The organism is Mesohalobacter halotolerans, assembly GCF_006120725.1.
GTDB classification, from domain to species: Bacteria; Bacteroidota; Bacteroidia; order Flavobacteriales; family Flavobacteriaceae; genus Psychroflexus; species Psychroflexus halotolerans.
This window is the reverse complement of sequence record NZ_SWMU01000003.1, coordinates 410,595-433,946: the sequence shown is the minus strand read 5'-3', so window position 1 is coordinate 433,946 and position 23,352 is coordinate 410,595. Positions and strand designations below refer to the sequence as shown.

Annotated in this window: 23 protein-coding genes; 14 read left to right on the top strand and 9 right to left on the bottom strand. The window is 33.7% G+C overall.

Features of this window, described 5'->3' with window-relative positions; all coding sequences use genetic code 11:
• The first annotated feature begins 26 nt into the window (after positions 1-26).
• The 5 genes from FCN74_RS09090 (at position 27) to FCN74_RS09070 (ending at position 5,004) form a co-directional block, all read left to right on the top strand.
• Positions 27-1,034 (top strand): glycosyltransferase, encoded by a 1,008-nt coding sequence (locus FCN74_RS09090; protein ID WP_138932275.1) that lies wholly within the window; start codon positions 27-29, stop codon positions 1,032-1,034.
• Positions 1,034-1,984: a CdaR family protein gene (locus FCN74_RS09085; RefSeq protein WP_138932274.1), complete on the top strand. Its 951-nt coding sequence runs from the start codon at positions 1,034-1,036 to the stop codon at positions 1,982-1,984. Before FCN74_RS09090 ends, FCN74_RS09085 begins: the two co-directional genes overlap by 1 nt.
• Positions 1,981-2,580, top strand: coding sequence for a dephospho-CoA kinase (gene coaE, locus FCN74_RS09080; RefSeq protein ID WP_138932273.1), 600 nt, complete (start codon positions 1,981-1,983; stop codon positions 2,578-2,580). Before FCN74_RS09085 ends, coaE begins: the two co-directional genes overlap by 4 nt.
• Positions 2,581-2,711: 131 nt before the next feature.
• A complete protein-coding gene (locus FCN74_RS09075) occupies positions 2,712-4,277 on the top strand; it encodes a sensor histidine kinase (RefSeq protein ID WP_246062599.1) in 1,566 nt (521 codons plus the stop codon).
• A 4-nt stretch (positions 4,278-4,281) separates the two neighbouring features.
• Positions 4,282-5,004, top strand: a complete 723-nt coding sequence (locus FCN74_RS09070) for a response regulator transcription factor (RefSeq protein WP_138932271.1) — start codon at positions 4,282-4,284, stop codon at positions 5,002-5,004.
• A 139-nt stretch (positions 5,005-5,143) separates the two neighbouring features.
• Here the strand turns inward: FCN74_RS09070 and miaA are convergent, their stop codons facing one another.
• The 9 genes from miaA to FCN74_RS09025 form a co-directional block, all read right to left on the bottom strand.
• Positions 5,144-6,061: a tRNA (adenosine(37)-N6)-dimethylallyltransferase MiaA gene (gene miaA / locus FCN74_RS09065; protein WP_138932416.1), complete on the bottom strand. Its 918-nt coding sequence runs from the start codon at positions 6,059-6,061 to the stop codon at positions 5,144-5,146.
• On the bottom strand, positions 6,061-6,867 hold the full coding sequence (locus tag FCN74_RS09060; RefSeq protein WP_138932270.1) for an ion transporter: 807 nt from the start codon (positions 6,865-6,867) through the stop codon (positions 6,061-6,063). Before FCN74_RS09060 ends, miaA begins: the two co-directional genes overlap by 1 nt.
• Positions 6,864-8,210, bottom strand: coding sequence for an exonuclease domain-containing protein (locus FCN74_RS09055; protein WP_317128792.1), 1,347 nt, complete (start codon positions 8,208-8,210; stop codon positions 6,864-6,866). The genes FCN74_RS09060 and FCN74_RS09055 overlap by 4 nt, the downstream gene beginning before the upstream one ends.
• A gap of 44 nt (positions 8,211-8,254) precedes the next feature.
• Positions 8,255-8,920: a YggS family pyridoxal phosphate-dependent enzyme gene (locus tag FCN74_RS09050; protein ID WP_138932268.1), complete on the bottom strand. Its 666-nt coding sequence runs from the start codon at positions 8,918-8,920 to the stop codon at positions 8,255-8,257.
• A 12-nt stretch (positions 8,921-8,932) separates the two neighbouring features.
• The gene (locus tag FCN74_RS09045; protein WP_138932267.1) at positions 8,933-10,171 is read right to left on the bottom strand and encodes a DUF1015 domain-containing protein; all 1,239 of its coding nucleotides are present in this window, start codon (positions 10,169-10,171) and stop codon (positions 8,933-8,935) included.
• A gap of 115 nt (positions 10,172-10,286) precedes the next feature.
• The gene (locus tag FCN74_RS09040; RefSeq protein ID WP_138932266.1) at positions 10,287-11,174 is read right to left on the bottom strand and encodes a 3-hydroxybutyryl-CoA dehydrogenase; all 888 of its coding nucleotides are present in this window, start codon (positions 11,172-11,174) and stop codon (positions 10,287-10,289) included.
• A gap of 10 nt (positions 11,175-11,184) precedes the next feature.
• Complete coding sequence (locus FCN74_RS09035; protein WP_138932265.1) at positions 11,185-12,144, bottom strand: Gfo/Idh/MocA family oxidoreductase; 960 nt, start codon at positions 12,142-12,144, stop codon at positions 11,185-11,187.
• Positions 12,145-12,359: 215 nt separating this feature from the next.
• Positions 12,360-12,833 carry a thioredoxin family protein gene (locus FCN74_RS09030; protein WP_138932264.1) on the bottom strand — a complete coding sequence of 158 codons (474 nt, stop codon included), beginning with the start codon at positions 12,831-12,833 and terminating at the stop codon, positions 12,360-12,362.
• A gap of 2 nt (positions 12,834-12,835) precedes the next feature.
• Entirely contained in the window at positions 12,836-15,205 is a 2,370-nt protein-coding gene (locus tag FCN74_RS09025) for a TonB-dependent receptor (RefSeq protein WP_138932263.1), read from the bottom strand.
• Between the two features lie 231 nt (positions 15,206-15,436).
• Between FCN74_RS09025 and FCN74_RS09020 the strand changes: the two genes are divergently transcribed.
• The 9 genes from FCN74_RS09020 (at position 15,437) to FCN74_RS08980 (ending at position 23,132) form a co-directional block, all read left to right on the top strand.
• Positions 15,437-16,078: a protein-L-isoaspartate(D-aspartate) O-methyltransferase gene (locus tag FCN74_RS09020; RefSeq protein WP_138932262.1), complete on the top strand. Its 642-nt coding sequence runs from the start codon at positions 15,437-15,439 to the stop codon at positions 16,076-16,078.
• Positions 16,079-16,082: 4 nt separating this feature from the next.
• Positions 16,083-16,844, top strand: coding sequence for a 5'-nucleotidase C-terminal domain-containing protein (locus FCN74_RS09015; RefSeq protein ID WP_246062598.1), 762 nt, complete (start codon positions 16,083-16,085; stop codon positions 16,842-16,844).
• A 1-nt stretch (position 16,845) separates the two neighbouring features.
• Positions 16,846-17,757 carry a bifunctional metallophosphatase/5'-nucleotidase gene (locus FCN74_RS09010; RefSeq protein ID WP_138932261.1) on the top strand — a complete coding sequence of 304 codons (912 nt, stop codon included), beginning with the start codon at positions 16,846-16,848 and terminating at the stop codon, positions 17,755-17,757.
• A 30-nt stretch (positions 17,758-17,787) separates the two neighbouring features.
• Positions 17,788-18,813, top strand: a complete 1,026-nt coding sequence (locus FCN74_RS09005; protein WP_138932260.1) for a DHH family phosphoesterase — start codon at positions 17,788-17,790, stop codon at positions 18,811-18,813.
• Positions 18,800-19,348 (top strand): gliding motility-associated peptidyl-prolyl isomerase GldI, encoded by a 549-nt coding sequence (gldI, locus tag FCN74_RS09000; protein ID WP_138932259.1) that lies wholly within the window; start codon positions 18,800-18,802, stop codon positions 19,346-19,348. The genes FCN74_RS09005 and gldI overlap by 14 nt, the downstream gene beginning before the upstream one ends.
• Positions 19,345-20,391, top strand: a complete 1,047-nt coding sequence (locus FCN74_RS08995) for a peptidylprolyl isomerase (protein WP_138932258.1) — start codon at positions 19,345-19,347, stop codon at positions 20,389-20,391. The genes gldI and FCN74_RS08995 overlap by 4 nt, the downstream gene beginning before the upstream one ends.
• 1 nt (position 20,392) lies before the next feature.
• Positions 20,393-21,517 (top strand): esterase-like activity of phytase family protein, encoded by a 1,125-nt coding sequence (locus tag FCN74_RS08990; RefSeq protein ID WP_138932257.1) that lies wholly within the window; start codon positions 20,393-20,395, stop codon positions 21,515-21,517.
• Positions 21,514-22,071, top strand: a complete 558-nt coding sequence (locus FCN74_RS08985; RefSeq protein WP_138932256.1) for a histidine phosphatase family protein — start codon at positions 21,514-21,516, stop codon at positions 22,069-22,071. The genes FCN74_RS08990 and FCN74_RS08985 overlap by 4 nt, the downstream gene beginning before the upstream one ends.
• A gap of 197 nt (positions 22,072-22,268) precedes the next feature.
• A complete protein-coding gene (locus FCN74_RS08980) occupies positions 22,269-23,132 on the top strand; it encodes an endonuclease/exonuclease/phosphatase family protein (protein ID WP_171047151.1) in 864 nt (287 codons plus the stop codon).
• Positions 23,133-23,352: the final 220 nt, after the last annotated feature.

The following is a 23,352-nucleotide window of genomic DNA, read 5'->3' as shown; positions in this document are numbered from 1 at the left end:
TTTTTTATTAAATCTATCTTTACCCTATGAATTTTGATTTTTCATTTATAATACCTGTTTATAATCGTCCAGAAGAAATAAAAGAATTACTCGATTCTTTTTTAAAGGTAAAACATATAAATAGATGTGAAATTCTTATTGTTGAAGATGGCTCTGAACACACTTGTGAACATATAATTAATGATTTTAAAAACAAATTATCTATATCGTATTTTTACAAAGAAAATTCCGGACCTGGAAATTCCAGAAATTACGGGATGCAAAAAGCAAACTCTGATTACTTTATTATTTTGGACAGTGATGTACTTTTGCCCGCAAATTACATCATAAATTTAGAATATCATTTAAGCCATAAATTTGTGCATTGTTTTGGCGGTTCAGATCGCGCTCATGAGAGTTTTACTAATACTCAAAAAGCTATAAATTACGCCATGACCTCAGTTTGGACAACTGGAGGTATAAGAGGTAAAGGCTCACACCACAAAAACTTTCAGCCCAGAAGTTTTAATATGGGATTATCTCAAAAAGCTTTTCAGCTATCCGGTGGATTTTCATCTATCCATCCTGGTGAAGATCCGGATTTGTCTTTACGACTCAAGAAAATGGGCTTTGAGACTGCATTTTTCTCTGAATGCTATGTCTATCATAAAAGAAGGATAGATTGGTTGGGCTTTTATAAACAAGTTTATAAATTTGGCCTTGTAAGACCGATTCTCAACTTATGGCATCCACAATCGCATAAACTGATTTACTATTTACCAAGCTTATTCAGCTTAGGTATGATAATAGCTATAGCTTTGTTGGGTTTTAACATATTCTCATTTTTGATGCTTTATGCTGTGTATTTTATATTTGTATTTGTTGATGCGTTAATGCGAAGTAAAAGTGTGACAATCGCCATGTATGGACTAGTGGCAATTTGCATTCAATTCTTTGGATATGGTTTTGCTTTTTTAAAAAGTACTTTGGTTATTTTTATTTTTAAAAGAAACCCACAAAAACGATATCCTTTTTTATTCTTTAAATTTGATTAATGAAAATACTTAACCTCATCCAATCTTTGTTTTCCAAAAACTACAACGCCTATTTGACCTTTTTGGTATTGACCTTTGTGTTGTGGTTTTCAATACAATTGGTAAAGTCTTATACCTTCAGCACTGATATAAAAATCCAGTTGGTGAATATTCCAAATCATGTGGTTGTCGATACAACGGTCAAATCTATCGGGATTACTTTAAAGACAAACGGTTTTAAACTATGGACTTACAATCTTTCTGATAAAAAAATCACTTTAAGTTTTAAAGACTTAAAAAAAGATACACTCCATTCAAAAGTAAATTCAACCGAACTAAAAAAGAAAATTAGAAATAGATATGGGTTTAAAAATGATAATATAGAAATTCAAGAGCTATTTATCAGTTTTGGTTATCGAAAAAAAACAACAAAAAAAATACCCGTAAAAGTTGATGCTGACTTGAGCTTTAAGTCAGGTTACAATACTTTAGATAACATTAAAATTAAACCAGATTCTGTTGTTATTTCTGGTCCTAATAATGAACTTAAAAATATAGATTATATAAGAAGTGAAAAATTAATTCTAAAAAATATTAAAGATACATTATCTGGTAAAATTGACTTAAAAATGCCTTCCGACAAAATCAAAGCCTCAGTACCTGATGTAAATTATTTTTTGCCAGTAGAAAAGTTTTCAGAAAAGACTTTAATGGTTGATATTGAAACCGTAAATGTTCCTGATAGTCTACAATTGAGTACATACCCAAATAAAGCTAAGGTGTCATTTTTAGTGAGTTTAAAATCTTACGATAAAATATCTGATTTAGATTTTCAGGTTGTTTGTGATTATAAAAAGCGTTATGAAGAGGATGCAATAATGATTCCTCAACTTGTAAAATCTTCTGAAATCGTACTCAATCCAAAACTTCAAATTAATAAAGTAGACTACCTCGTTAAACAAAAGCCATGAAAAAGCCTTTAGTCGTTGGTATAACTGGTGGAATAGGTAGCGGAAAAACCACAGTTGTAGAGATCTTTAAAAAGCTCAATGTGCCAGTTTATATCGCAGATAAGAAAGCAAAAAGCCTAATGCAAAACGACTCAAATTTAATCAAACGCATTAAAAAAAGTTTTGGAGATCAATCTTACGATATTAATGGAAACCTTAATAGTACTTATTTGTCAAATATTGTATTTAATGACTCAAAAAAGTTAGCTAGCTTAAACAGTATCGTTCATCCGGCAGTCAGAAAAGACTTTCAAAGCTGGTTAAGTCAGCAGAGAGCAAAATACATACTCTACGAATCTGCTCTCATCTTTGAGCATGAACAACAAGATAAATTTGATTGTATAATATTAGTAACAGCTCCTCGAGAAGTGCGTATCAAGCGCGTCCAAAAAAGAGATAACTGTTCTGCAAACGATGTTATAAAACGCATAGACAATCAAATGGATGAAAAGATTAAAATAAAAAAAGCAGACATTATTATAGAAAATATAAAATATAAAGAATTAAGTCAAAAGATAAGCAGTATAAATTATAAAATACTAACTAAACTATATTAAATATATTAATAAAATAACTATATGATTACATGTTAACATTAGGTTAAACGCCTTAACAACTCATCATTAAAACGATAATTTTGAAGAACTAATGTGCTACTTATACAGTAAAAGCATTTAAGGATTCATTAATGAAATATTCCTATTTCAAATTTATCGTAATTTTGATGAGCATCTCGCTTGTAGGGATAATTATGGTTCAAGCTTACTGGATCAAAAATTCTGTTGTTAACAGTTCAAATCAATTTTCAATCAGTGCCAAAGAAGTCTTAATTAATGTTGCAGACAAAATTGAAAAAAATGAGTTAGATAGCTATTATTATAAGTTTCTAAGCATGTCTGATACGCTGAGACCTTTAAATCGTCAGGTCAGTGAGATATTTAAAATTGAAGAGGAAAATTATTCTACAGACTATTTCATTTATACCAATAGTATTTTAAGAGAAGATTACAAAATGGCTTCTCCATTTTTGGTTGGCAATAAAGACAGTATAGAATTTAGAAAATACATCAACAAAAAAATTACTAAAGTTGTAAGAAATAAACATGTTGATGGACAGCAACATAATTTAGAACAGGGTTATGAAAAGATAGAAAACTTAAATGATCTTCAAAGACTTCAAATCACAGACGGAGTACAAAATGAAGCTAATAATATCCCAATACATAGTCGTGTAAATAATGATGAGATACAATCATTGATTGAATCTGAAATCAATAAACGCAATATAGAATCTGACTTTGAATTTGGTATATATCATGATAATTTACCAACAAAAGTAAAATCTGAAGACTTTAGCTTAAAACATGACGCTATATATGGCATTCCTATTTTTGACTACAATAACCAAAGTTTAGACTACAAGCTTTATGTGAGTTTTACAGACAAGAAGACCCAAATTCTTTCCTCTATTGCATTTATGGGTGGTGTATCAATAATTTTTACCTTAATTATTGTATTAGCCTTTGCGGCAGCGATTTCACAATTAATTAAGCAACGGCAGATCTCTCAAATTAAAACCGACTTTATCAATAATATGACTCATGAATTTAAAACCCCAATTGCGACAATCAATCTGGCTTTAGATTCTATTAGAAATCCCAAAATTGCAGAGCATCCGGAAATGCTGAAACGCTACCATAAAATGATCAGAGACGAAAACAAGCGTATGCACGCACAAGTTGAAAATGTATTGCGTATATCAAAACTTGAAAAAAATGAGCTTGACATTTCGAAAGAAAGATTGAAACTTCACGACTTAATTGAACAAGCTATAACACATGTTGAATTAATCGTGAAAAACAGAGAAGGTTACATAAAAACACATTTGCAAGCTAATAAATCTTCAATTTTAGCCAATGAATCGCATTTTACGAATGTGATAGTCAATATGCTAGATAATGCAATAAAATATTCTTCTAACGCACCTAAAATTGATATTTATACAGAAAATGTAAAAAATTATATCATTGTTAAAATAGCAGATCAAGGCAATGGGATGTCTAGTGCTGTACAAAAACGCATATTTGAAAAATTTTATAGAGAACATACCGGAGATGTGCATAACGTAAAAGGTCATGGGCTAGGATTAGCTTATGTTAAACAAATCGTTGATGACCATCACGGTGAAATCACTGTAGAAAGTGAAAAAGGAAAAGGAAGTACTTTTATAATTAAATTACCACTAATATCATAAACATATGGAAACTGAAAACAAAAAAATTCTTTTAGTAGAAGACGATCCAAACTTTGGAATTGTCCTTAAAGATTATTTAAGCATGAATGAATATAATGTCACTCATGCAAAAAACGGTATGGAAGGTTTTGAAAAGTTTAAAAAAGATAATTTTGACCTTTGTATTCTCGACGTCATGATGCCTTATAAAGATGGCTTTACCTTGGCTAAAGAAATCAGAGAGAAAAATGAAAATATCCCTATCATTTTCTTAACCGCCAAATCTATGAAAGAAGATGTCTTAAAAGGTTATAAAGTTGGGGCCGACGATTATCTTAATAAGCCTTTTGACAGCGAAGTCTTATTGATGAAAATTAAAGCTATCATGCAACGCAAGACCGTTGATAGTTTAGCCGACTCTAAGCAATTTGAGTTTGAGATTGGCAACTTTCACCTCAATTCTAAACTTCGTTTTTTAACCTATCAAGATGATGAGCCCATTAAACTTTCACCTAAAGAGAACGAATTGTTAAGACTTTTGGCATTGCATGAAAATGATTTAATGCCTCGAGAATTAGCATTAACTAAAATCTGGCGTGATGACAACTACTTTACCTCAAGAAGTATGGATGTCTATATTGCCAAATTGAGAAAATATCTGAAAAAAGATGAAACTGTGGAAATATTAAATATTCACGGTGAAGGTTTTAGGCTTGTCGTTCACGGTAAGGATAACGAGAAAGCTTAATTTATACAGCCATTGCGAAGATTTTATTTCTGCCTGTTTGCAGAAATAAAATCTGTGGCAATCTTATAATGCTTTAAAAGTGCCGAAATTTTGTCTATCCCTTACATTAGATTTGTTATGAGCTCAGCCTAAATCAAAGTTATGGCTTTATAATCGATAGTGATTTTATGTATTCTAAAATTTCATCGATTTCAGCGTCATAACCAAACCATTTGATGTCATCTTGTTTTCTATACCAGGTTAATTGGCGTTTGGCGTAGCGTCGCGTATTTTTTTTGATTTCTGCTTTGGCCTCATCTAAGGTTAAATTGCCATCAAAATGCTCAAATAACTCCTTATAGCCCACAGTTTGCAAGGCGTTTAGATTTTTGTATTGATAAAGTGATTGTGCTTCTTTGAGCAAACCATTATCAAACATTTTATCCACACGTTGTTCAATTCTCTTGTAAATAATTTTCCTATCTGCTGTTAAGCCTATTTTTAAAACTTTAAAATCCCGATTTGCAGTTTTGTTGGTATTGATGAATGAAGAATAAGGCTTTGATGTGCCGATACAAATCTCTAAAGCGCGTATCAATCGATGTGGGTTTTGTGTATCTACGGTCGCATAATATTCAGGATCTAGTCGCTTTAACTGTTCTTGAAGGGATTTGATGCCTTCATTTTCAAAAGTGGCGTTGAGTTTTTTTCTGATGGTTTTATCCACATTAGGAAAATAATCTAAACCTTTTAATACCGCTTTTTGATATAGACCACTTCCACCTGTAAGACAAAGTATATTTTTATTTTGGAATAACTCATCAATTTTTTTTAAAGCCTCTTTTTCGTAATCGCCTACACTGTAATCTTCAAAAATAGAAAGGTGTTGGATAAAGTGGTGCTGAACTTGGGCAAGTTCTTCTTCAGATGGCACAGCGGTCCCAATCTGCATTTCTTTATAAAATTGTCTTGAATCGCAGGATATAATTTCGGTATCAAATGCTTTAGCTATATCAATACTAACTTTAGTTTTTCCAATGGCAGTAGGGCCTAAAATGCAAATCAAGTAATTACCCATCATTCTTTATTTAAAGAATAACCACATTGATGGCAAACTTTTGCTTTATCAGGATGGTTATCTTCACCACAATTAAAACATGATTGTGTGTTGTCTTTTACTGGTTTAGAAGTTGCATATTCTGCACCTACAATACCTGTCGGCACTGCAATAATACCATAGCCCAAAATCATAACAAATGTCGCTATAAGCTGTCCTAGTGGCGTAACTGGGTGAATATCTCCAAATCCAACTGTGGTTAAAGTAACAATAGTCCAATAAATACTACGAGGAATAGACGTGAAACCGTGTTCTGGACCTTCGACTAAGTACATAATGGTTCCTACAATAAATGAAATGATAATAACACTGTAAAGAAAGACAAAGATTTTAGGTAAACTAGACCTTATTGCCACAGCGAGTCGATTGCCTGCACCAATATATTTTGTAATTTTTAAAATTCTAAAGACACGAAGCAACCTTAAAGCTCTCAAGGTCATTAAAGGAGAGTTGCCTACAATCAGTAAGCTTAAATACAAAGGCAAAGTTGATAATAAATCGACTATACCATAAAAGCTAAAAATATACTTAAAAGGTTTTTTTGTGCAAATTATCCTTAAAATATATTCAATTGTAAATAAGATAGTTACGATCCATTCTGAAATGTAAAAAAAATCAATATAGCTATCGTGAATTGAAGAAACGCTATCTAGTGAAACTAAAATTAAACTAAATATAATGACTATAATTAGAATAATATCAAACCGCTTACCAGCTGGTGTATCCGCCTCATAAATAACTTCATGCAATTTTTCTCGCCAAGTCATAAATTAATGATTTTAATGTGGTTTGAGTGCTTTCTCATATAGCTCTGAACAATATGTTTAGCATCGCGTTGGTGCTCTATTGGTGTGATGATGCGTTCTAGAATTTCTCGATTTTTGATTTGTAAATTTAAATCAAAATACGCAAATCCGGCAATATCACCTTTTTTGATATAAACCAAAGATTTTTCACCGGGTTCTCGGCCTTTGGTGATGATTAGAAAGCTCTTACCTTCAAAACTGTATCGATTGATGCACTCTTTTGCTCGAAGATTATAATTTTCTGCTTTTTCTTTTGCTAAACATGCACCGCGACAAGCTTTGATACCATAATTAAAACAACTTTTTTGATGATTGCCTAAACTTGTTTTGTTTAGACAAAGTTCATAGGTGTTGACGATTTGTTCTAAAAAACTTTTCGCAGATTTTAAATTTGAAAATGTCGTTAAAGCTTTTAATTTGTCGTTGACAGGCTTAACTTTAAAATTTAAATAATCATCATTGTCTTTATTTACATAAACGCCGTGTGTAAATTCTGTTTTGGTTAAAGCATTATTAAACTCGGGTTGGAGCGTTTTGATAAATTCGTTTTCTTTTAGCAATGCTACGAGTTCGTTTCCTGTAATTTCAAATTGCACATCCTCGGTTAGACGTTGAATAGATTTTGATTTGGGATTGTCTTTAGTAAAATGTTGATTGATGCGTTTTCTAATGTTTTTACTTTTACCAACATAAAGTGGATTTTTGTTGTTATCATAAAAAAAGTAAACCCCGGTTTCCTGTGGTAATGTGTCTAAAAAGTTAAGCAGTTTGCTATCGACCTGTTTTTTAGGTTTTAAGCGAACATATCTATTTAAAACGCTTTTGTCTTTGTCTTTGCTTAATAATAATTTGAGTAATTTTACTGTGGCTTGTGCATCGCCTTCTGCACGATGTCTTTTGGCTAAAGGAATACCTAGAGATTTTGTAAGTTTTCCTAAACTGTAGGATGGCATATCAGGAATGAGTTTTTTTGAAAGTTCTACAGTGCAAAGCGATTGCCTTTGGTAATCAAAGCCTAAACGCGAAAACTCCGTGCGTAAAATGCGATAGTCAAACTTGGCATTGTGAGCCACGATAATACAATCTTCAGTAATTTCTACAATGCGTTTGGCAACCTCGTGAAATTTTGGTGCAAAGCGCAGCATTTCTTGATTAATCCCTGTGAGTTTAACCACGAAAGCTTGTATTTTTCGCTCGGGATTGATGAGGCTACAAAATTTATCTACGACGTCGTGACCGTCAAATTTGTAGATGGCAATTTCAGTAATACCTTCTTCATTGTATTTTCCTCCAGTGGATTCTATGTCTATTATGGCGTAAATCTAGTGTATTTTTTGAATTATAAAATCTACCAATTATCATAATCTCTTTTCCCAAAAATCTTACTACCTATTCTTACCATAGTATTCTGGTGCTCGAGTGCCAATTCATAATCGCCACTCATACCCATCGATAGGGTAGTAAAATTGTGCTTGTCTTTCAAATCAAAATACAAATTCTCAAGCTGGGTAAATTCACGATGAATTTGCGTTTCATCATCCGTAAAGGTTGCCATACCCATCAGACCCACAATTTTGACATGTTCATAGGTTTTTAAGGCATCACTTTCCAAAATATCGAGTAGATCATTTTTTTCCAAACCAAATTTAGAATCTTCTTCAGCGATTTTTAACTGCAGTAAACATTGGATTACGCGTTCTTCATTTTTTGCACGTTTGTTGATTTCTTTAAGCAACTTTAATCTATCCACAGCATGTATTAAATGCACGTATTTAGCCATATACTTTACCTTGTTCCGCTGAACGTGACCAATCATGTGCCAGCGAATATCTTTTGGTAAAGCTTCATATTTATCGGTCATTTCCTGGATTTTATTTTCACCAAAATCTCTATGACCAGTTTCATAGGCTTCGAGAATATCTTCATTCGGTTTTGTTTTAGATACCGCTACCAAAGTAATCTCATCACCTAACTTGTCTTTTATAGTCTTTAAATTTTTTTTAATGTCTGTCATCTTCAATCGTTTTTAAAATTCATAAATCGTCACACCGCTTCTTAATTTCGGGTCAATATAAGTGGTTTTTGGTGGCATCACTAAGCCTTCATCTGCAATGCTTTTAATCTCTTCAATTGTAGGTGGCAACATGCCAAAACCAACAGCAAATTGTTTTTGGTCAATTGCACTTTTGACATAGGCCATGTCTTTTTGTCCTTTAATATAATCAATGCGGCTGTCGTTTTTTAAATCTGTGATGTTCAAAATGGGTTTTAAAACCGTTTTATAAAGGATTTGAGCATCCAATTGCTCTAAAGCATTTTCAAAATGATATTGAGATTTTCTCAAATAAAGCGAGTAAAACTCACCATCTAAATACATGCTAAAATGATGCTTGTTGTGAGGTTTGTAATAAGTCTCACCGCGATTCTCAATTTTAAAATTTTCGTCCAGTTTGATTAAAAATTCATCTTTATCTAAACCGTTCAAATCAGTAATCAGCCTGTTAAATTCGTGAATGGCCAACTGGTCTTCAGAAATCAGATAACTCATAAAATAGTTATAGTCTTCATCACCATTGTTCTTTCCATTTTCTTGAGCTAATTTTTGAGCTAAAAGCGCTGATGAAGCACAGCGGTGATGACCGTCAGCGATGTAAATATTATGCATTTCAGCAAACTCGTGTTCTATATTCTTTATGTCATTTTCGTCTTTGATAAGCCATAAATAATGGGTTTCCCTTGAAGTCGTTGTAAACTCATATTCTGAGCGATCCGAACAATAACGCTCTATAATTTGATTAATTGAATCACGTTTTGGATACGTCAATAAAACTGGATCAGCATTAAACCTGACCGTTTTTAAATATTCTGAAAATGTTTTTTCTCGCTCTAAAATTGTGTCTTCGTGTTTTTTAATTTTACCATCAATATAATCTTGACAACTTGATTTGGCGACAAGTCCAGTAAAAACCTCTTCATTACGATAGACGATACGATGAATGTAAATTGATGGGGTATCATCTTTATTAAAAATACCGTCTTCTTTAAATTCTTGAAATCGATTTTTTACCAGACCAAAGCGTTTTCGTCCAGAGACTTCTTTTTGATATTTGTAGCCCGGATTCACAATGTGTAAAAAGGAAAACGGATTATGGTCTAATCGCGCTTCACGTTCCTTTTTTGAATAAGTTTCGTAGGCTCTTGATGCAATCAGACTTACCTTATCTCGGGTAGGTCGAGTGGCTTTAAAAGCTTTAACTAAAGGCATATTTTGATATTAGATTTGAGACCAAAGCGCTGTTGGATATTAGAGATAAGATAAGATGACTCATCATTTTTATTATTTTATTCTAAATCCAACTAGAAACTTTTCTAACTTACTTCTAGGAAAACTGCGCAGAAACTTTTTCTGCTTTTCTGCTTTCGCTGTAATCGTAGAAACCTTCACCAGATTTTACACCGAGTTTACCAGCTCTAACCATATTGACCAATAACGGACAAGGCGCATATTTTGGGTTTTTAAAGCCTTCATACATCACTTCTAAAATAGAGAGACAAACATCAAGACCTATAAAATCTGCTAGCTGTAGTGGGCCCATGGGATGTGCCATACCGAGTTTCATTACAGTGTCAATTTCTTCTACGCCAGCCACATTGTTATATAAAGCTTCAACAGCTTCATTGATCATCGGCATCAATATACGATTGGCAACAAAACCCGGATAATCGTTGACTTCGGTCGGGACTTTTTTTAGTTGTTTTGCTAACTCTAAAACGATATTAGTTGTCTCGTCTGAAGTATTGTAACCTCTAATGACTTCAACCAACTTCATGATCGGCACCGGGTTCATAAAGTGCATTCCTATCACTTGGTCAGGACGTTGGGTTACCGCAGCAATTTTTGTAATAGGGATAGAACTTGTATTGGTTGCCAAAATAGTATCGTCTGGGCATAGGTTGTCTAAATTTCTGAATAGTTCTAATTTTATGTCTTCGTTTTCAGTTGCTGCTTCAACTACCAAACCTGCGTATTCAGCACCTTTTTCTAAATCGGTAAAGGTTGTAATATTGTTTAAAGTATTATTTTTATCACTTTCAGCTATTTTGTCTTTAGCGACCATTCTATCTAAATTTTTAGTAATGGTGGCAAGACCTTTGTCAAGACTGTCTTGTGATATATCTATTAAACTCACTTTATATCCAAATTGTGCAAAAGTATGAGCAATACCATTGCCCATAGTTCCAGCACCGATAACGGCTATATTTTTCATATTTTTTTGTTTAAAAATTATTAATTATAGATTTAGCAACTCTTAGTGCATCTGCTGCTTGTCTAAAAGTTACTCGTGTTTGTTCATTTTTATTTATAGACTTAGCAAAACTTTCTAACTCTTCTAGGATGGCGTTGTTTTCTTCTACCTTAGGATTGTCAAAGTATATTTGTTTTTTCACCCCTTCGGCATTTTGTAAAATCATATCAAAATCTCCGGGAGTTTTAGGGGCGTCTTTCATTTTAACCACTTCAGATTTTTTTTCTAAAAAGTCTACTGAAATGTAAGCGTCTCTTTGAAAAAACCTGGCTTTACGCATTTTTTTTAAAGAAATTCGACTGGCTGTGAGATTGGCCACACAACCGTTTTCAAACTGAATGCGTGCATTGCCAATATCTGGGGTTTCGCTGATTACTGAAACACCACTAGCGTTAATCGATTTAACTTCTGAATTGACCACGCTTAAAATGGCGTCAATGTCGTGTATCATTAAATCTAAAACCACGGGAACATCCGTGCCGCGAGGATTAAATTCTGCCAAACGATGCGCTTCGATAAACATTGGGTTTTTAATTTTTGGTGCACTGGCCAAAAATGCAGGATTGAAACGTTCGACATGACCTACTTGACCTTTGACTTGGTGCTTTTCAAGTAGTTTTATCAATGTTTCAGCTTCTTCAACTGTATTGGTAATGGGTTTTTCAATAAACGTATGCTTACCGGCTTCAATGGCTTGTTTGGCCATTTCAAAATGTGATAAGGTCGGTGTAACAATATCAATGACATCGACATCATCAATCAGTTTTTGGTAATCGTCGTAGAATTTATAGCCATTTTGACGACTTATAGTCTTGGCATCAAATTCATTGGTGTCATAAAATCCAACAAGTTTATAAGCTTCTGAAGCTTCTGCTAATCTGAGATGAATTCTTCCCAAATGACCAGCGCCTACTATACCAATTTTAAGCATATATACATTTTTTTCAAAAATAACATTTCTTTTTTGAATAGGCTTTAATGCTGAATACCCTTTAACCTAAATTATTGATTCTTTAATAGGATTTGATATTTTTACTTTTGATTGTAATGTGCAAATAAAATTCTAATAAACCCTGAGTCACAATTTTACCGAGATTTTAAGTTGAATTCAGTCATATTCAGATAGTTTGTTTTAGAATCAAATAATCATGACGCTTCCAAAAGCAAATTGAGTTGTTTTGGACTCAGGTAAGTATGTAATCGTCTGGTGGCATTGTAATTTTTATCTAATATGACAATGGTTGGTAAACTGATTTGGTTTTGCTTTCCGGATAAAAATTTAGCCAAATTATGTTTGGGTTGTCTGTGTTTTGTGAATTCCTGATTTTTGTAGGTTATACCATTAAATATAATAGTATCTTCAGTTTCTAAATTAAATTTTAGGCTGTAATATTTGTTATTTAGTAAATCAATGTTGACTTTATTTTTAAAACTAACCCGTTCCATCTTTTTGCAATACACACACCAATCGGCATAAATATATATGAAAATTGGTCTGGGATTATGTTTTTGAATTGATGCCAGTTTATTGAAAGATTGCCAGTGTATACTTTTATCACTTTGCGCTTTAAAACTAAAAACACAAAATAAAATAAAGCAATATGTAATTATTTTTTTCATCCTTAAAATTGACCAAATTTGACTCCTAAAAACAGACGCCTAGGCATGGCGGGACCGTAAATATAATCAGAATCTCGAGTAGGTCCTACATCAAAATCGTCTTGGTAACTGTTAAACAGATTTTTTACACCGCCAAAAAGATTTATTTTAAAACTTTCATTGACTTCAAAATCTACACTAGCTCTAAGGTTTAAATCTACAAAATCTTGAGATTGGTTGAGTTCTATAAAACCGTCTTCATTGATGACACGAGGGACAATCATAGATCCGGTATAGGTTGTTGAGGCATCAATTTGCCAATGCTTATTAGGCATAAAACTGAAGTTAAAAAATCCATATACATCAGGATTTCTTACAAAACTATTGACAACCACCTTATCTAAATCTGAATTATCTGGCTCAAATAACACTTGAGGTTCATTATAAGCCGTTTGCTGAAAAGTTAGTCCGCTTTGAAATAAAAATTTTGGATCGGGTGAATAATTGAACTCTAAGTTTACACCAAACACCTCAGCTCCAGACCCATTTCTGACTTCTTCTAAAATCGAACAATTTGGTAATACAGCTCCTGTTGAAACTTGGATAAAAGGATCCTGTAATGAGGTATAAAAACCTTCAACTAAAACATCGTATTGTGCTAAATTTTTATTGAGATTTAAATTATAAGATAGTGTCAAAGCATCCGAATATTCTGTCTCTAAATCTTCAGAAAGTATTACAAACAATTGCTCACCACCCACACTCGAAATGTGTAGATCTTCATTGAACGCCTGCGGAGCCCTAAACCCTCTGGCATAACCTGCTCTTATTTTTTGATTATCATTTAGATCATAGGCCAGACTTAAACGAGGTGAAATAGCCGTCTGATCGAGATCTGCAGTTCTTGAAACTTCTTCAACCTGATATAATCCATTGACATCGATATAATCAAAACGCGCACCAATGAGTGAAGTAAATTTTTCTGCAAACCTCAATTTATATTGTGTGTAAATGGCAATATTACTTACTTGTTGATCTATGATTCGATTATAACCTTCAATATCGTCTCGTGTATCGTTGAGATTGTATTCAGCGCCAAGGGTTAAGTCAGCGTCCTGAGAAAAGCTCTTGGTCAACTTTAAGCCGATGTTCAAGGCCAGATCTTTAGTATTGCCAAAAGCGTTATTGGCTGAAATGCTATCCTGTGGTGTTCTTTTCCCACCTAAACCACCGTAATAACTATCGCGATTTGTCCTAGAGACGGAAGCGTAAGCATCTAAAGTCTTGGTTTGGTCTATACTGTTCAAGTCATAATTAATACCGCCAATAAATGTACTGTGATCCAATTCTTCTGTGATATCGGTAAATTGTGGAGCAAGTTCAAGTCGGTCACCACCTCGTCGATATTCATGAATTGAGTTTAAATTTACGGACAACCTACTCAGATCATTAGGTTTCAAATAAGCATTGGCTCCGATGCTGTTACTTTCTAATTCCACAAGCTCTGTAAAACCATCATTATTGGCATCGTAAGATTCGCGTTTTCTGTAATTGCCGTAAAACCGAACACCACTCTTCAAATCATCACTCACTACAGAACTATTGAAATCTAATCGGGTATTTAAAGCCTCACTATCTATGATACCTACAGTGCTGCTGATGTCCCAGGTATTTAATACAGGATCCTTAGTAATGACATTAACCGTGCCGGCAATCGCATTAGACCCATACAAAGCCGAACCACCACCTCTTACAATTTCGATGTTTTGAATACTGTTAACCGGGATCTGCTCCAAACCGTAAACTCCAAGTAAAGAGGTGAAAATAGGTCGACTGTTTACTAAAATTTGCGTGTAACTTCCCTGAAGTCCGTTGAGCCTGACCTGAGTAAATCCACAATTTTGGCAATTGGTTTCGACACGAACACCTGGTGAAAAGTTTAGACCTTCTGCTAAAGTGTTGGATTGTGTGCTTTCGAGCGCCCTAGAATTTATAGTATTGACCAAGACCGGTGAACTGCGTTTGCTGAGTTCATTGCGTGTTCCTGTAATAACAACCTCCTCAAGTCCAAGTATATCCTTATCAAGCTTTACTTCAATAATATCGTCAGTAAAATTGTTTTGGTCTAATTTTAATATTTTAGTTTGATATCCGTAAACAGATATTTTGATGTCTTGAGGTAAAGTTTCTATTTCAAATTCTAAGAAACCTTCTGCATTGCTCACAAAGCTTTTTTGATTTTCTAATAATGTAGCATTTACAAAAGGGATTACTATATTATCAGTGCTTTCTTTAAACTGCAATTTTACTGTTAATTCTTCATACTTATCATCATTCTGTGAAAATATAATCCCACACCAAAAAGTTAAGACTACAATAAAACTATGTTTCATAATATCACAAATATAATTTAGGCAAATCTAAAAAATATCTTATCCAAGCAAAAGTATTATAGGGAGATATTAAAACTTTTGAAATTAAAGTTCAACTAATCTAAAACTTGACGTCTTGATACTGATCAAGTCAATCTTGATTACAATTATTTTATTCTGAATTTTGAGAAGTTTTATGATACACTTTTTTTAATAATATTTACTTTTACAATATTACTCTAATACTATAACTTGAAAGATACTTTTAAACAACAAGGCAAGCGAAGACAATTGGTAGATAGCCTCAAACAAAAGGGAATTAAGGATAATTCTTTACTAGAAGCTATAAATCGAGTGCCAAGACATTTATTTATGGAGAGCAGTTTTGAAGATTTTGCTTATCAAGATAAGGCATTTCCCATTGCTGAAGGTCAGACGATTTCGCAACCTTTTACAGTGGCGTTTCAAACTGAATTGATGCAAGTTAAAAAAGGAGATAAAATACTAGAAATAGGCACCGGTAGCGGTTACCAAACTGCAGTCCTTTGTGAATTGGGAGCAATTGTTTACAGTATAGAGCGACAACAAAAATTGTTTAAATCAACAAAGCGCTTTTTAGAAAAATTAGGGTATCGCCCAAAACATCTGAGTTTTGGTGATGGCTATAAAGGTCTTCCTGATTATGCGCCTTTTGATAAAATTATCGTCACTGCTGGGGCACCATTTGTGCCTAAACCCTTGATGGCTCAACTTAAGATTGGCGGACGAATGGTGATTCCTGTTGGCGAGGATCCTCAGATTATGACCTTATTTGTGCGAACGGCCAAAGATAAATTTGATAAACATACCTTTGGAGAATTTAGGTTTGTTCCATTGTTGGAAGATAAAAATTGAGGTTATGAAAAATCAATTGATTAAAATTATCACTGTGTTTTGCGTTGCGATTTTGATGTCTTGTCAAAATCAACCAGAACTGGTTAAAATAAAAGGAAATCAAATAGCTATTGATTCTAATTTAACGAAAGAAACGTCTCTTGAAGAATACATCAAGCCCTACAGAAATGCTATTCAAAAAGAGATGAACCGACCTTTGAGTTATACAAAAAAAGCAATGTTTAAAACAGACCATCCTTTAAATACCGCCATTGGCAATATGATGGCTGATGCGGTTTTTGAAATGGCAAATCCTATTTTAAAAACACGTTATAAAAATTCAATAGATGCTGTTTTATTAAATTATGGTGGCATTCGCTCTGGAATCAATAAAGGCGTTATTACAACAAAAACAGCTTACAATATTATGCCGTTTGAAAATATGGTCGTGGTTGCAGAATTAGACACTGAGGCTGTCAAAGATTTGGTCAATTATTTAGTCGATAATCAGATTGCTCACCCGATTTCTAATATGCAACTGCAATTAAAATCAAATGGGGAATTAGGAGATTTTAAAGTTAATGACAAACCATTAAATAAAAATAAGACTTATTTTATAGCAACTTCAGATTATCTATTGCAAGGTGGAGACAATATGGACTTTTTTAAAGAAGCTAAAAGCGTTTATGAAATAGACTCCAAATTGAGAAATCTATTTATCGATTATTTTAAAAAACACGATACGATTACTGCAACATCTGATCAACGTTTTGTAAAAATCCAATAGTATGAACCGAAGAACATTTATCAACCAAACTATAAAGGTTAGTAGTCTTGTTGGATTAAGCAGTGTGGTCCATCCTATGATTTGGGAGAAATCTTACGATAAACACATCACCATTTTACATACCAATGACGTGCATAGCCATATTGATCCATTTCCACAAAATCATCGTAAATTTCCTAACCGTGGTGGTGTAAGTCGGCGATACAGTCTTATTCAGCAGATAAAAGCTAAAAACCCCAACACGTTGTTACTTGACGCTGGTGATGCTTTTCAAGGCACACCGTATTTTAATTTTTACGGCGGCGAATTAGAATATAAATTGATGTCTAAAATGGGTTATCAGGCTTCTACTATTGGTAATCACGAGTTTGATAATGGTATTGACAATATTGCGGCACAATTACAACATGCCAAATTTGATTTGCTCAATGCCAATTATGATTTGTCAAACACATCGTTGGATGGCTTGGTAAGACCTTATCAAATTTATGAAGTGGAAGGCATTTCAATCGGTGTTTTTGGACTTGGTATTGAATTGGATGGCTTAGTATCAAAAAAATTATATAAAGAAACACAATATCTTAACCCCGTTGAAGTCGCTCAAGACCAAGTCAAAATTTTAAAACAAGACCACCAATGCGATTTAGTCATCTGTTTATCTCATCTTGGGTATGATTACCAATCTGATAAAATCAGCGACATCAAACTGGCTGAACAAACCCAAGATATCGATTTAATTATTGGCGGACATACGCATACATTTTTAGATAAACCTTCAAAAGTTCTCAACCAAGCAGGAAAAATCACTTTGATCAATCAAGTCGGTTGGGCTGGTTTAAATTTGGGTAGAATTGATTTTTATTTTAGCCACAATCAAGAACAAGGTGTGAAAGATGTGGTAATCGAAGTCTAACACTCAAAAATAAAACCCTATTTTTGTAGCATGCAAAATGAAAATATTCAAAAGCTTCACAACTTAATTCAATCATCAAAGAACATAGTTGTCATTGGTCACAAAAATCCCGATGGTGATGCCGTAGGAAGTTGTATGGCTTGGGGTTTGTTTTTAAAACATCTCAAGCATAATGTGAGTGTAATCATGCCAAATCCCTATCCTGAGTTTTTAAACTGGGTGCCCAATCAAGATCAAATATTGATTTATTCTGATGACAAGGAAAATGCTCAAAAAGCAATTAAAAAGGCAGATTTGATTTTTACCTTAGATTTTAATCACCTGTCTCGAGTAGGCGAGGAGTTGCAAAAAGCACTAGATGAGGTAGAAAAACCTTTTGTAATGATTGATCACCATGAACAACCCGATGATTATGCTGAAGTTTGTATTTCTCATCCCGAATATGGTTCAACTGCAGAGTTGGTTTTTGAATGTATAGATCTTTTAAATTTTACCGAAAAAATCGATAAAGATATAGCCAGCTGCTTATATCTTGGTATCATGACCGATACGGGCTCATTTAAATTTTCATCGACAACAGCTAGAACGCATCAAATTGCCGCTAAACTTATTGACAAAGGCGCTGTAGCTCACCAAATTCAACAACAAACCTTTGATGCCAATTCTTACAGTAGATTAAAACTTTTAGGCCAGGCGATGCAAAATTTAGAATATCTCGAAGATTTAGGTGTCGCATACATCCATCTGAGTCAAAAAGAATTAGATAAGTATAATTTCAAAAAAGGCGATACCGAAGGTTTTGTGAATTATGGTTTGTCGATTAAAAATGTGGCCTTGGCCGCTATTTTTAAAGAAGATGTTCAACAAAATATCGTCAAAATCTCATTTCGGTCTAAAGGCAATTTTGACGTCAATCAATTGGCACGTCATCATTTTGAGGGAGGTGGCCATAAAAATGCAGCCGGCGGTAAAAGTGAATTGAGCCTTGATGCAACCATCAAAAAATTTGTAAGTTTATTGCCCGATTATAAAACCCAATTGCATGCAGCATTTTAGGATTGTTTTTAGCTTGTTTTTACTGGTCTTTTTGATGTCTTGTCATCAGCCTAAGCCTAGAAAACCAGTAAGTTATAAAAGCGGTTCTTTTTTGGATGAATCCCTAAAACGCAACCAAGCTTTGCTTAAAGCTGAAGAAGAAGCCATATTTAAAATCATTGAAAACGATAGTGCTAATACCTACTTCAATTCCTCTGATGGGTTTTGGTATCATTATGTTCAGAAAAATAACAGCGATTCCATAACACCACAATTTGGAGATCAAGTGACCTTTACCTATAACTTGAGAACATTTGCTGAAGATACCATTTATACAATGGCTGAGGTTGGCCAACGACAATATTTAATGGATCAACAACGTTTAATGACGGGACTACGAGAAGGACTAAAAATCATGAAAGCTGGAGAACAAGTCACTTTCCTGTTTCCGTCATCTCGTGCCTATGGGTTTTATGGTGATAAAAAAAGAATAGGCTCTGATGTGCCTTTAAAAGCAACTGTAAAATTAAAATCGATAAAACAAACAGAACAATGAAAACACTTTCTAAATTATTTTTACTAACTCTAATCATTACAAGTATGGCTTGCCAAGATGAATACCCCAATCTCAAAGATGGTATTTATGCTAAATTTGATACGAATTACGGTGAATTTATCGCCCAACTTTATCACGATAAAGCGCCAATGACTGTTGGAAATTTTGTGTCGCTTGCAGAAGGCAATAATCCTAAAGCCAAAGAAAAATATCAAGGGGTTAACTTTTATGATTCTCTAACCTTCCATAGGGTTATGAAAGATAATATCATTCAAGGTGGCGATCCGCTTGGGACTGGTCAAGGTGACCCAGGTTATAAATTTCCAAACGAAACTAAGCCAGAATTATCTCATGATACCATTGGTGTTTTGTCTATGGCTAACAGTGGCCCAAATACTAACGGGAGTCAATTTTTTATTACTTTGAGACCAAGACCAAGATTAGATGGAGGTTATTCTGTTTTTGGACAAATTGTAGAAGGCCAAGCTGTTGCAGATTCTATTGGGAATGCAAAAGCTGATGCGAGAAACAAACCCGAAGAAGAGATCAGAATCAATACGGTTGAAATCATCAGAAAAGGGAAAGAGGCTGAGGCATTTGATGCCGTAAAAGCTTTCGAAGATGGTATTCAAGCTTTTGAAGAAGCAGAAGCTAAAAAGCAAGAAGAAATCAACAACAAAATCAATAGTATGTATGACAATTTAACCGAAACTGAATCTGGTTTAAAATATGTCATTACTAAAGAAAATCCTGATGGCCAACAACCGCAAGCTGGTGATAACGTCAGCGTGCATTACGAAGGCCGGTTGATTGACGGCACGGTTTTCGACTCGTCTTATAAAAGAGATAAACCCATCACATTCCCACTAGGTCAACGCCGCGTTATTGCAGGATGGGACGAAGGCGTAGCCTTATTGAAAAAAGGCGAAAAAGCCACTTTCGTGATTCCACCGGATTTAGGTTACGGACCACGTGGTGCCGGCGGTGTTATTCCACCAAATGCCTACTTGATATTTGATGTCGAGCTAGTCGATATCAAATAAAATGAGATCAAAACAATACACTAAAAGCTACAATATCATAATTTTAAATATTGTAGCTTTTTTTGTTGGGTTATTGTTGATGGGTTGCAAAACGACCAAATTAGATGTATCTGCACCATATCAAGTTAAATTTTTAGATGAATTTATTTTAACGCAAAAATCTTTCAAAAAAATTGAAGTTGGCGGATTGTCAGGCATAGATTATAATGGCGAATATTTTGTTTTAATTTCCGATAAATCTAAAAATCCCGATATTTTCAAAGCGGATATCAAAATCGACAAACAGAAATTTCAATACGTCAAATTTATTGATGCTAAAGTTTTAAAATGTGAAGGGCTCAACCGGTTTGACCCGGAAAGTATTCGGTTTTTGCCTGATCATTCCGGTTATCTCATTTCAACAGAAGGCTACATCAATTCAAATGAAAATGCACAAATCTTAAAAGTTGACGAGCAAGGTCAATGTCATAAAAATTATGAATTGCCTCAATATTTTGACGTTAATTATCCCAACAGACCCCGACACAATGCTGTTTTTGAAGGCTTGACTATTGATAGCGAAAAGACCGGCTTTTGGGTCATTAATGAAATTCCTTTAGAAGAAGACGGCAAAAAACCCAAACTCTACAATACACAATCACTTTTAAGATTGACACATTTTAATTTTGAAGACCACACTGCTGACCGCCAATTTGCTTACGATTTAGAGCGATTGGTTAGAATACCATTGTTGCCATTTGGACTCAACGGTGCTACCGAATTATTACAACTTGATAAAAATCATATTATCATTATTGAACGCTCGTATTCTGCTGGTCACGGCTCAAAAGGCAATCGTATAAAAATGTTTTTGGTAGAAATTTCTTCAGCTGAAAATATTTTAGAAAAGCAAATTTTGAAAAAATATAAAGGTAAAACCCTTCCTAAAACCTTGATTTTTGATTCCAAAACCATCAAAAATGACTTACAATACAAATTTATTGATAATATTGAAGGTATAAGTTTTGGGCCAAATTTACCCAATGGAAATAAAAGTTTAATTTTGGTCAGTGATAATAATTTTAATGCCATTGGGAAGCAACTCAATCAGTTTATTTTACTAGAACTTATAAAATCATATAGATGAAATATTTTAATACCTTAATAGCACTTTCTCTCGTGTTATGTTTTGCCTGCCAAAGCGATAAAAAAACAGTAAGACAACTCGATATTCCTTCTGGAAAAACCCCAAAGGAAACTAAATACTACCTCATTCGTCACGCAGAAAAATTAAGAGATAATCCTTCTGAAAAAAACCCCGAACTAAGTGATCAGGGTTTTGAACGCAGTAAATATTGGGGCGAATACTTTGAGGACAAAAAATTAGAAATGTTCTACACTACCGATTATATGAGAACGTTTCAAACCATGATTCCGATTGTTTATCCCTACAAAGACCAAGTCCAGTTTTATGAAGCGAAAGACACATTGTTTACTGAAGAATTTTGGACCAAAACTTATGGTAAAAAAACCATCATTGTCGGGCATAGCAAAACGACGCCAAAATTTGTAAACCAAATCATTGGTCAAGACAAATACAAACCCATACCAGACAGCATTAATCACAGACTTTATAAAGTTAAAATTGATAAAGATGGTTTTGTGGCTCAAGATACATTTGTCAATATTTTACTCCAATAATGATTGTTGAGGTTTTACTTTTTTGTGTTGTTATACTGTCAACATTGCATTATTGGCCGTTTCAGCATTGGGTGTTCCGTAATGTCGCTTTTGCAAAAATACAGCTGAGTGTTCTACAAACTATTCTCCTCATTATACTGCTTATTCAATTTTCATATTTAAGTGATATTAGTAAAATGCTCAGTGTTTTGATAGTCATGACTTGGCTTCATAATTTGATTATTTTATTTCCATATACTCCTATTTATCCCAAAGAAAGCAAAAGAATTGAGACAACTCAAGAAACCCTGAGCTTTTTGTCAGTAAATGTTTATCAATATAATCAGCAGTACCATTTGCTTATCGATTTAATTAAACGGCTTAAGCCAGATATATTGCTAACTGTAGAAAGCGATAAACATTGGGAAAAGGCCTTAGAAGACGTTGAAGACTTATTTCGATATGCAAAAAAAGTCCCACAAGACAATACTTATGGTATTCATTTTTACACTAAGCTTAAAGCAAAATCTATACAGGTCAATTATTTTGTTGCCAAAGACTTACCGAGTATTGAAGCAGATCTAATATCAAAAAATGGAGATGAATTCACATTTTTTGGGGTGCATCCGCCACCGCCAAGCCCAACAGAAGAAACAACTTCCAAAGAAAGAGATGCGGATATTTTAGCCTTGGGGAAAAGAATACAAAAACTCAATCAACCCTGTTTAGTCGTAGGTGACTTTAATAATGTCGCCTGGTCAAAGTCTTCAAAATTATTTAAAAAATCAGCTCAACTCCTCGACCCGAGAATTGGACGTGGATTTATTTCTACATTTCACGCTAAATATTTATTTTTTAGGTTTCCTATAGATTTAATCTTTCATTCCAAATCTATTTATGTCCAAAAGCTCAAAACCGAAAAACCCATCAATTCCGATCATTTTCCGTTGTATGGTGAATTTGTAGTCAAACCTGATGTTTATAAACAGCATTGTGATACTGCTAAGCCAACTGAAGGTGAAAAAGAGACCATTGAAGAAATGATTGAAGATGGAAAAGAAACGAAATCAGATAACAGGTAATTATTATATTTCAGTTTTGCGAATTACCAGCATGAAAATGTTAAAATTCAATTAATTTGATACCATAAAATTATTTTATTATAAATTTGATATAAATAACCCTAAATATGACACTCGACACTCGACACTCGACACTCGACACTCGACACTCGACACTCGACACTCGACACTCGACACTCGACGCACGTCGGCTAGAATAAAATTTTACTTTTCTAAACCC

Excerpts from the sequence above, each read along its gene's own strand:
- FCN74_RS09060 (WP_138932270.1), bottom strand. The coding sequence starts at position 6,867 with ATGACTTGGCGAGAAAAATTGCATGAAGTTATTTATGAGGCGGATACA.
- coaE (WP_138932273.1), top strand. The coding sequence starts at position 1,981 with ATGAAAAAGCCTTTAGTCGTTGGTATAACTGGTGGAATAGGTAGCGGA.
- FCN74_RS09075 (WP_246062599.1), top strand. The coding sequence starts at position 2,712 with ATGAAATATTCCTATTTCAAATTTATCGTAATTTTGATGAGCATCTCG.
- FCN74_RS09025 (WP_138932263.1), bottom strand. The coding sequence starts at position 15,205 with ATGAAACATAGTTTTATTGTAGTCTTAACTTTTTGGTGTGGGATTATA.
- FCN74_RS08985 (WP_138932256.1), top strand. The coding sequence starts at position 21,514 with ATGAAATATTTTAATACCTTAATAGCACTTTCTCTCGTGTTATGTTTT.
- FCN74_RS09050 (WP_138932268.1), bottom strand. The coding sequence starts at position 8,920 with ATGACAGACATTAAAAAAAATTTAAAGACTATAAAAGACAAGTTAGGT.
- FCN74_RS08980 (WP_171047151.1), top strand. The coding sequence starts at position 22,269 with ATGACTTGGCTTCATAATTTGATTATTTTATTTCCATATACTCCTATT.
- gldI (WP_138932259.1), top strand. The coding sequence starts at position 18,800 with ATGCAGCATTTTAGGATTGTTTTTAGCTTGTTTTTACTGGTCTTTTTG.
- FCN74_RS08990 (WP_138932257.1), top strand. The coding sequence starts at position 20,393 with ATGAGATCAAAACAATACACTAAAAGCTACAATATCATAATTTTAAAT.
- FCN74_RS09015 (WP_246062598.1), top strand. The coding sequence starts at position 16,083 with ATGAAAAATCAATTGATTAAAATTATCACTGTGTTTTGCGTTGCGATT.
- FCN74_RS09005 (WP_138932260.1), top strand. The coding sequence starts at position 17,788 with ATGCAAAATGAAAATATTCAAAAGCTTCACAACTTAATTCAATCATCA.
- miaA (WP_138932416.1), bottom strand. The coding sequence starts at position 6,061 with ATGGGTAATTACTTGATTTGCATTTTAGGCCCTACTGCCATTGGAAAA.
- FCN74_RS09070 (WP_138932271.1), top strand. The coding sequence starts at position 4,282 with ATGGAAACTGAAAACAAAAAAATTCTTTTAGTAGAAGACGATCCAAAC.
- FCN74_RS09085 (WP_138932274.1), top strand. The coding sequence starts at position 1,034 with ATGAAAATACTTAACCTCATCCAATCTTTGTTTTCCAAAAACTACAAC.
- FCN74_RS09035 (WP_138932265.1), bottom strand. The coding sequence starts at position 12,144 with ATGCTTAAAATTGGTATAGTAGGCGCTGGTCATTTGGGAAGAATTCAT.
- FCN74_RS09040 (WP_138932266.1), bottom strand. The coding sequence starts at position 11,174 with ATGAAAAATATAGCCGTTATCGGTGCTGGAACTATGGGCAATGGTATT.
- FCN74_RS08995 (WP_138932258.1), top strand. The coding sequence starts at position 19,345 with ATGAAAACACTTTCTAAATTATTTTTACTAACTCTAATCATTACAAGT.
- FCN74_RS09010 (WP_138932261.1), top strand. The coding sequence starts at position 16,846 with ATGAACCGAAGAACATTTATCAACCAAACTATAAAGGTTAGTAGTCTT.
- FCN74_RS09090 (WP_138932275.1), top strand. The coding sequence starts at position 27 with ATGAATTTTGATTTTTCATTTATAATACCTGTTTATAATCGTCCAGAA.
- FCN74_RS09045 (WP_138932267.1), bottom strand. The coding sequence starts at position 10,171 with ATGCCTTTAGTTAAAGCTTTTAAAGCCACTCGACCTACCCGAGATAAG.
- FCN74_RS09030 (WP_138932264.1), bottom strand. The coding sequence starts at position 12,833 with ATGAAAAAAATAATTACATATTGCTTTATTTTATTTTGTGTTTTTAGT.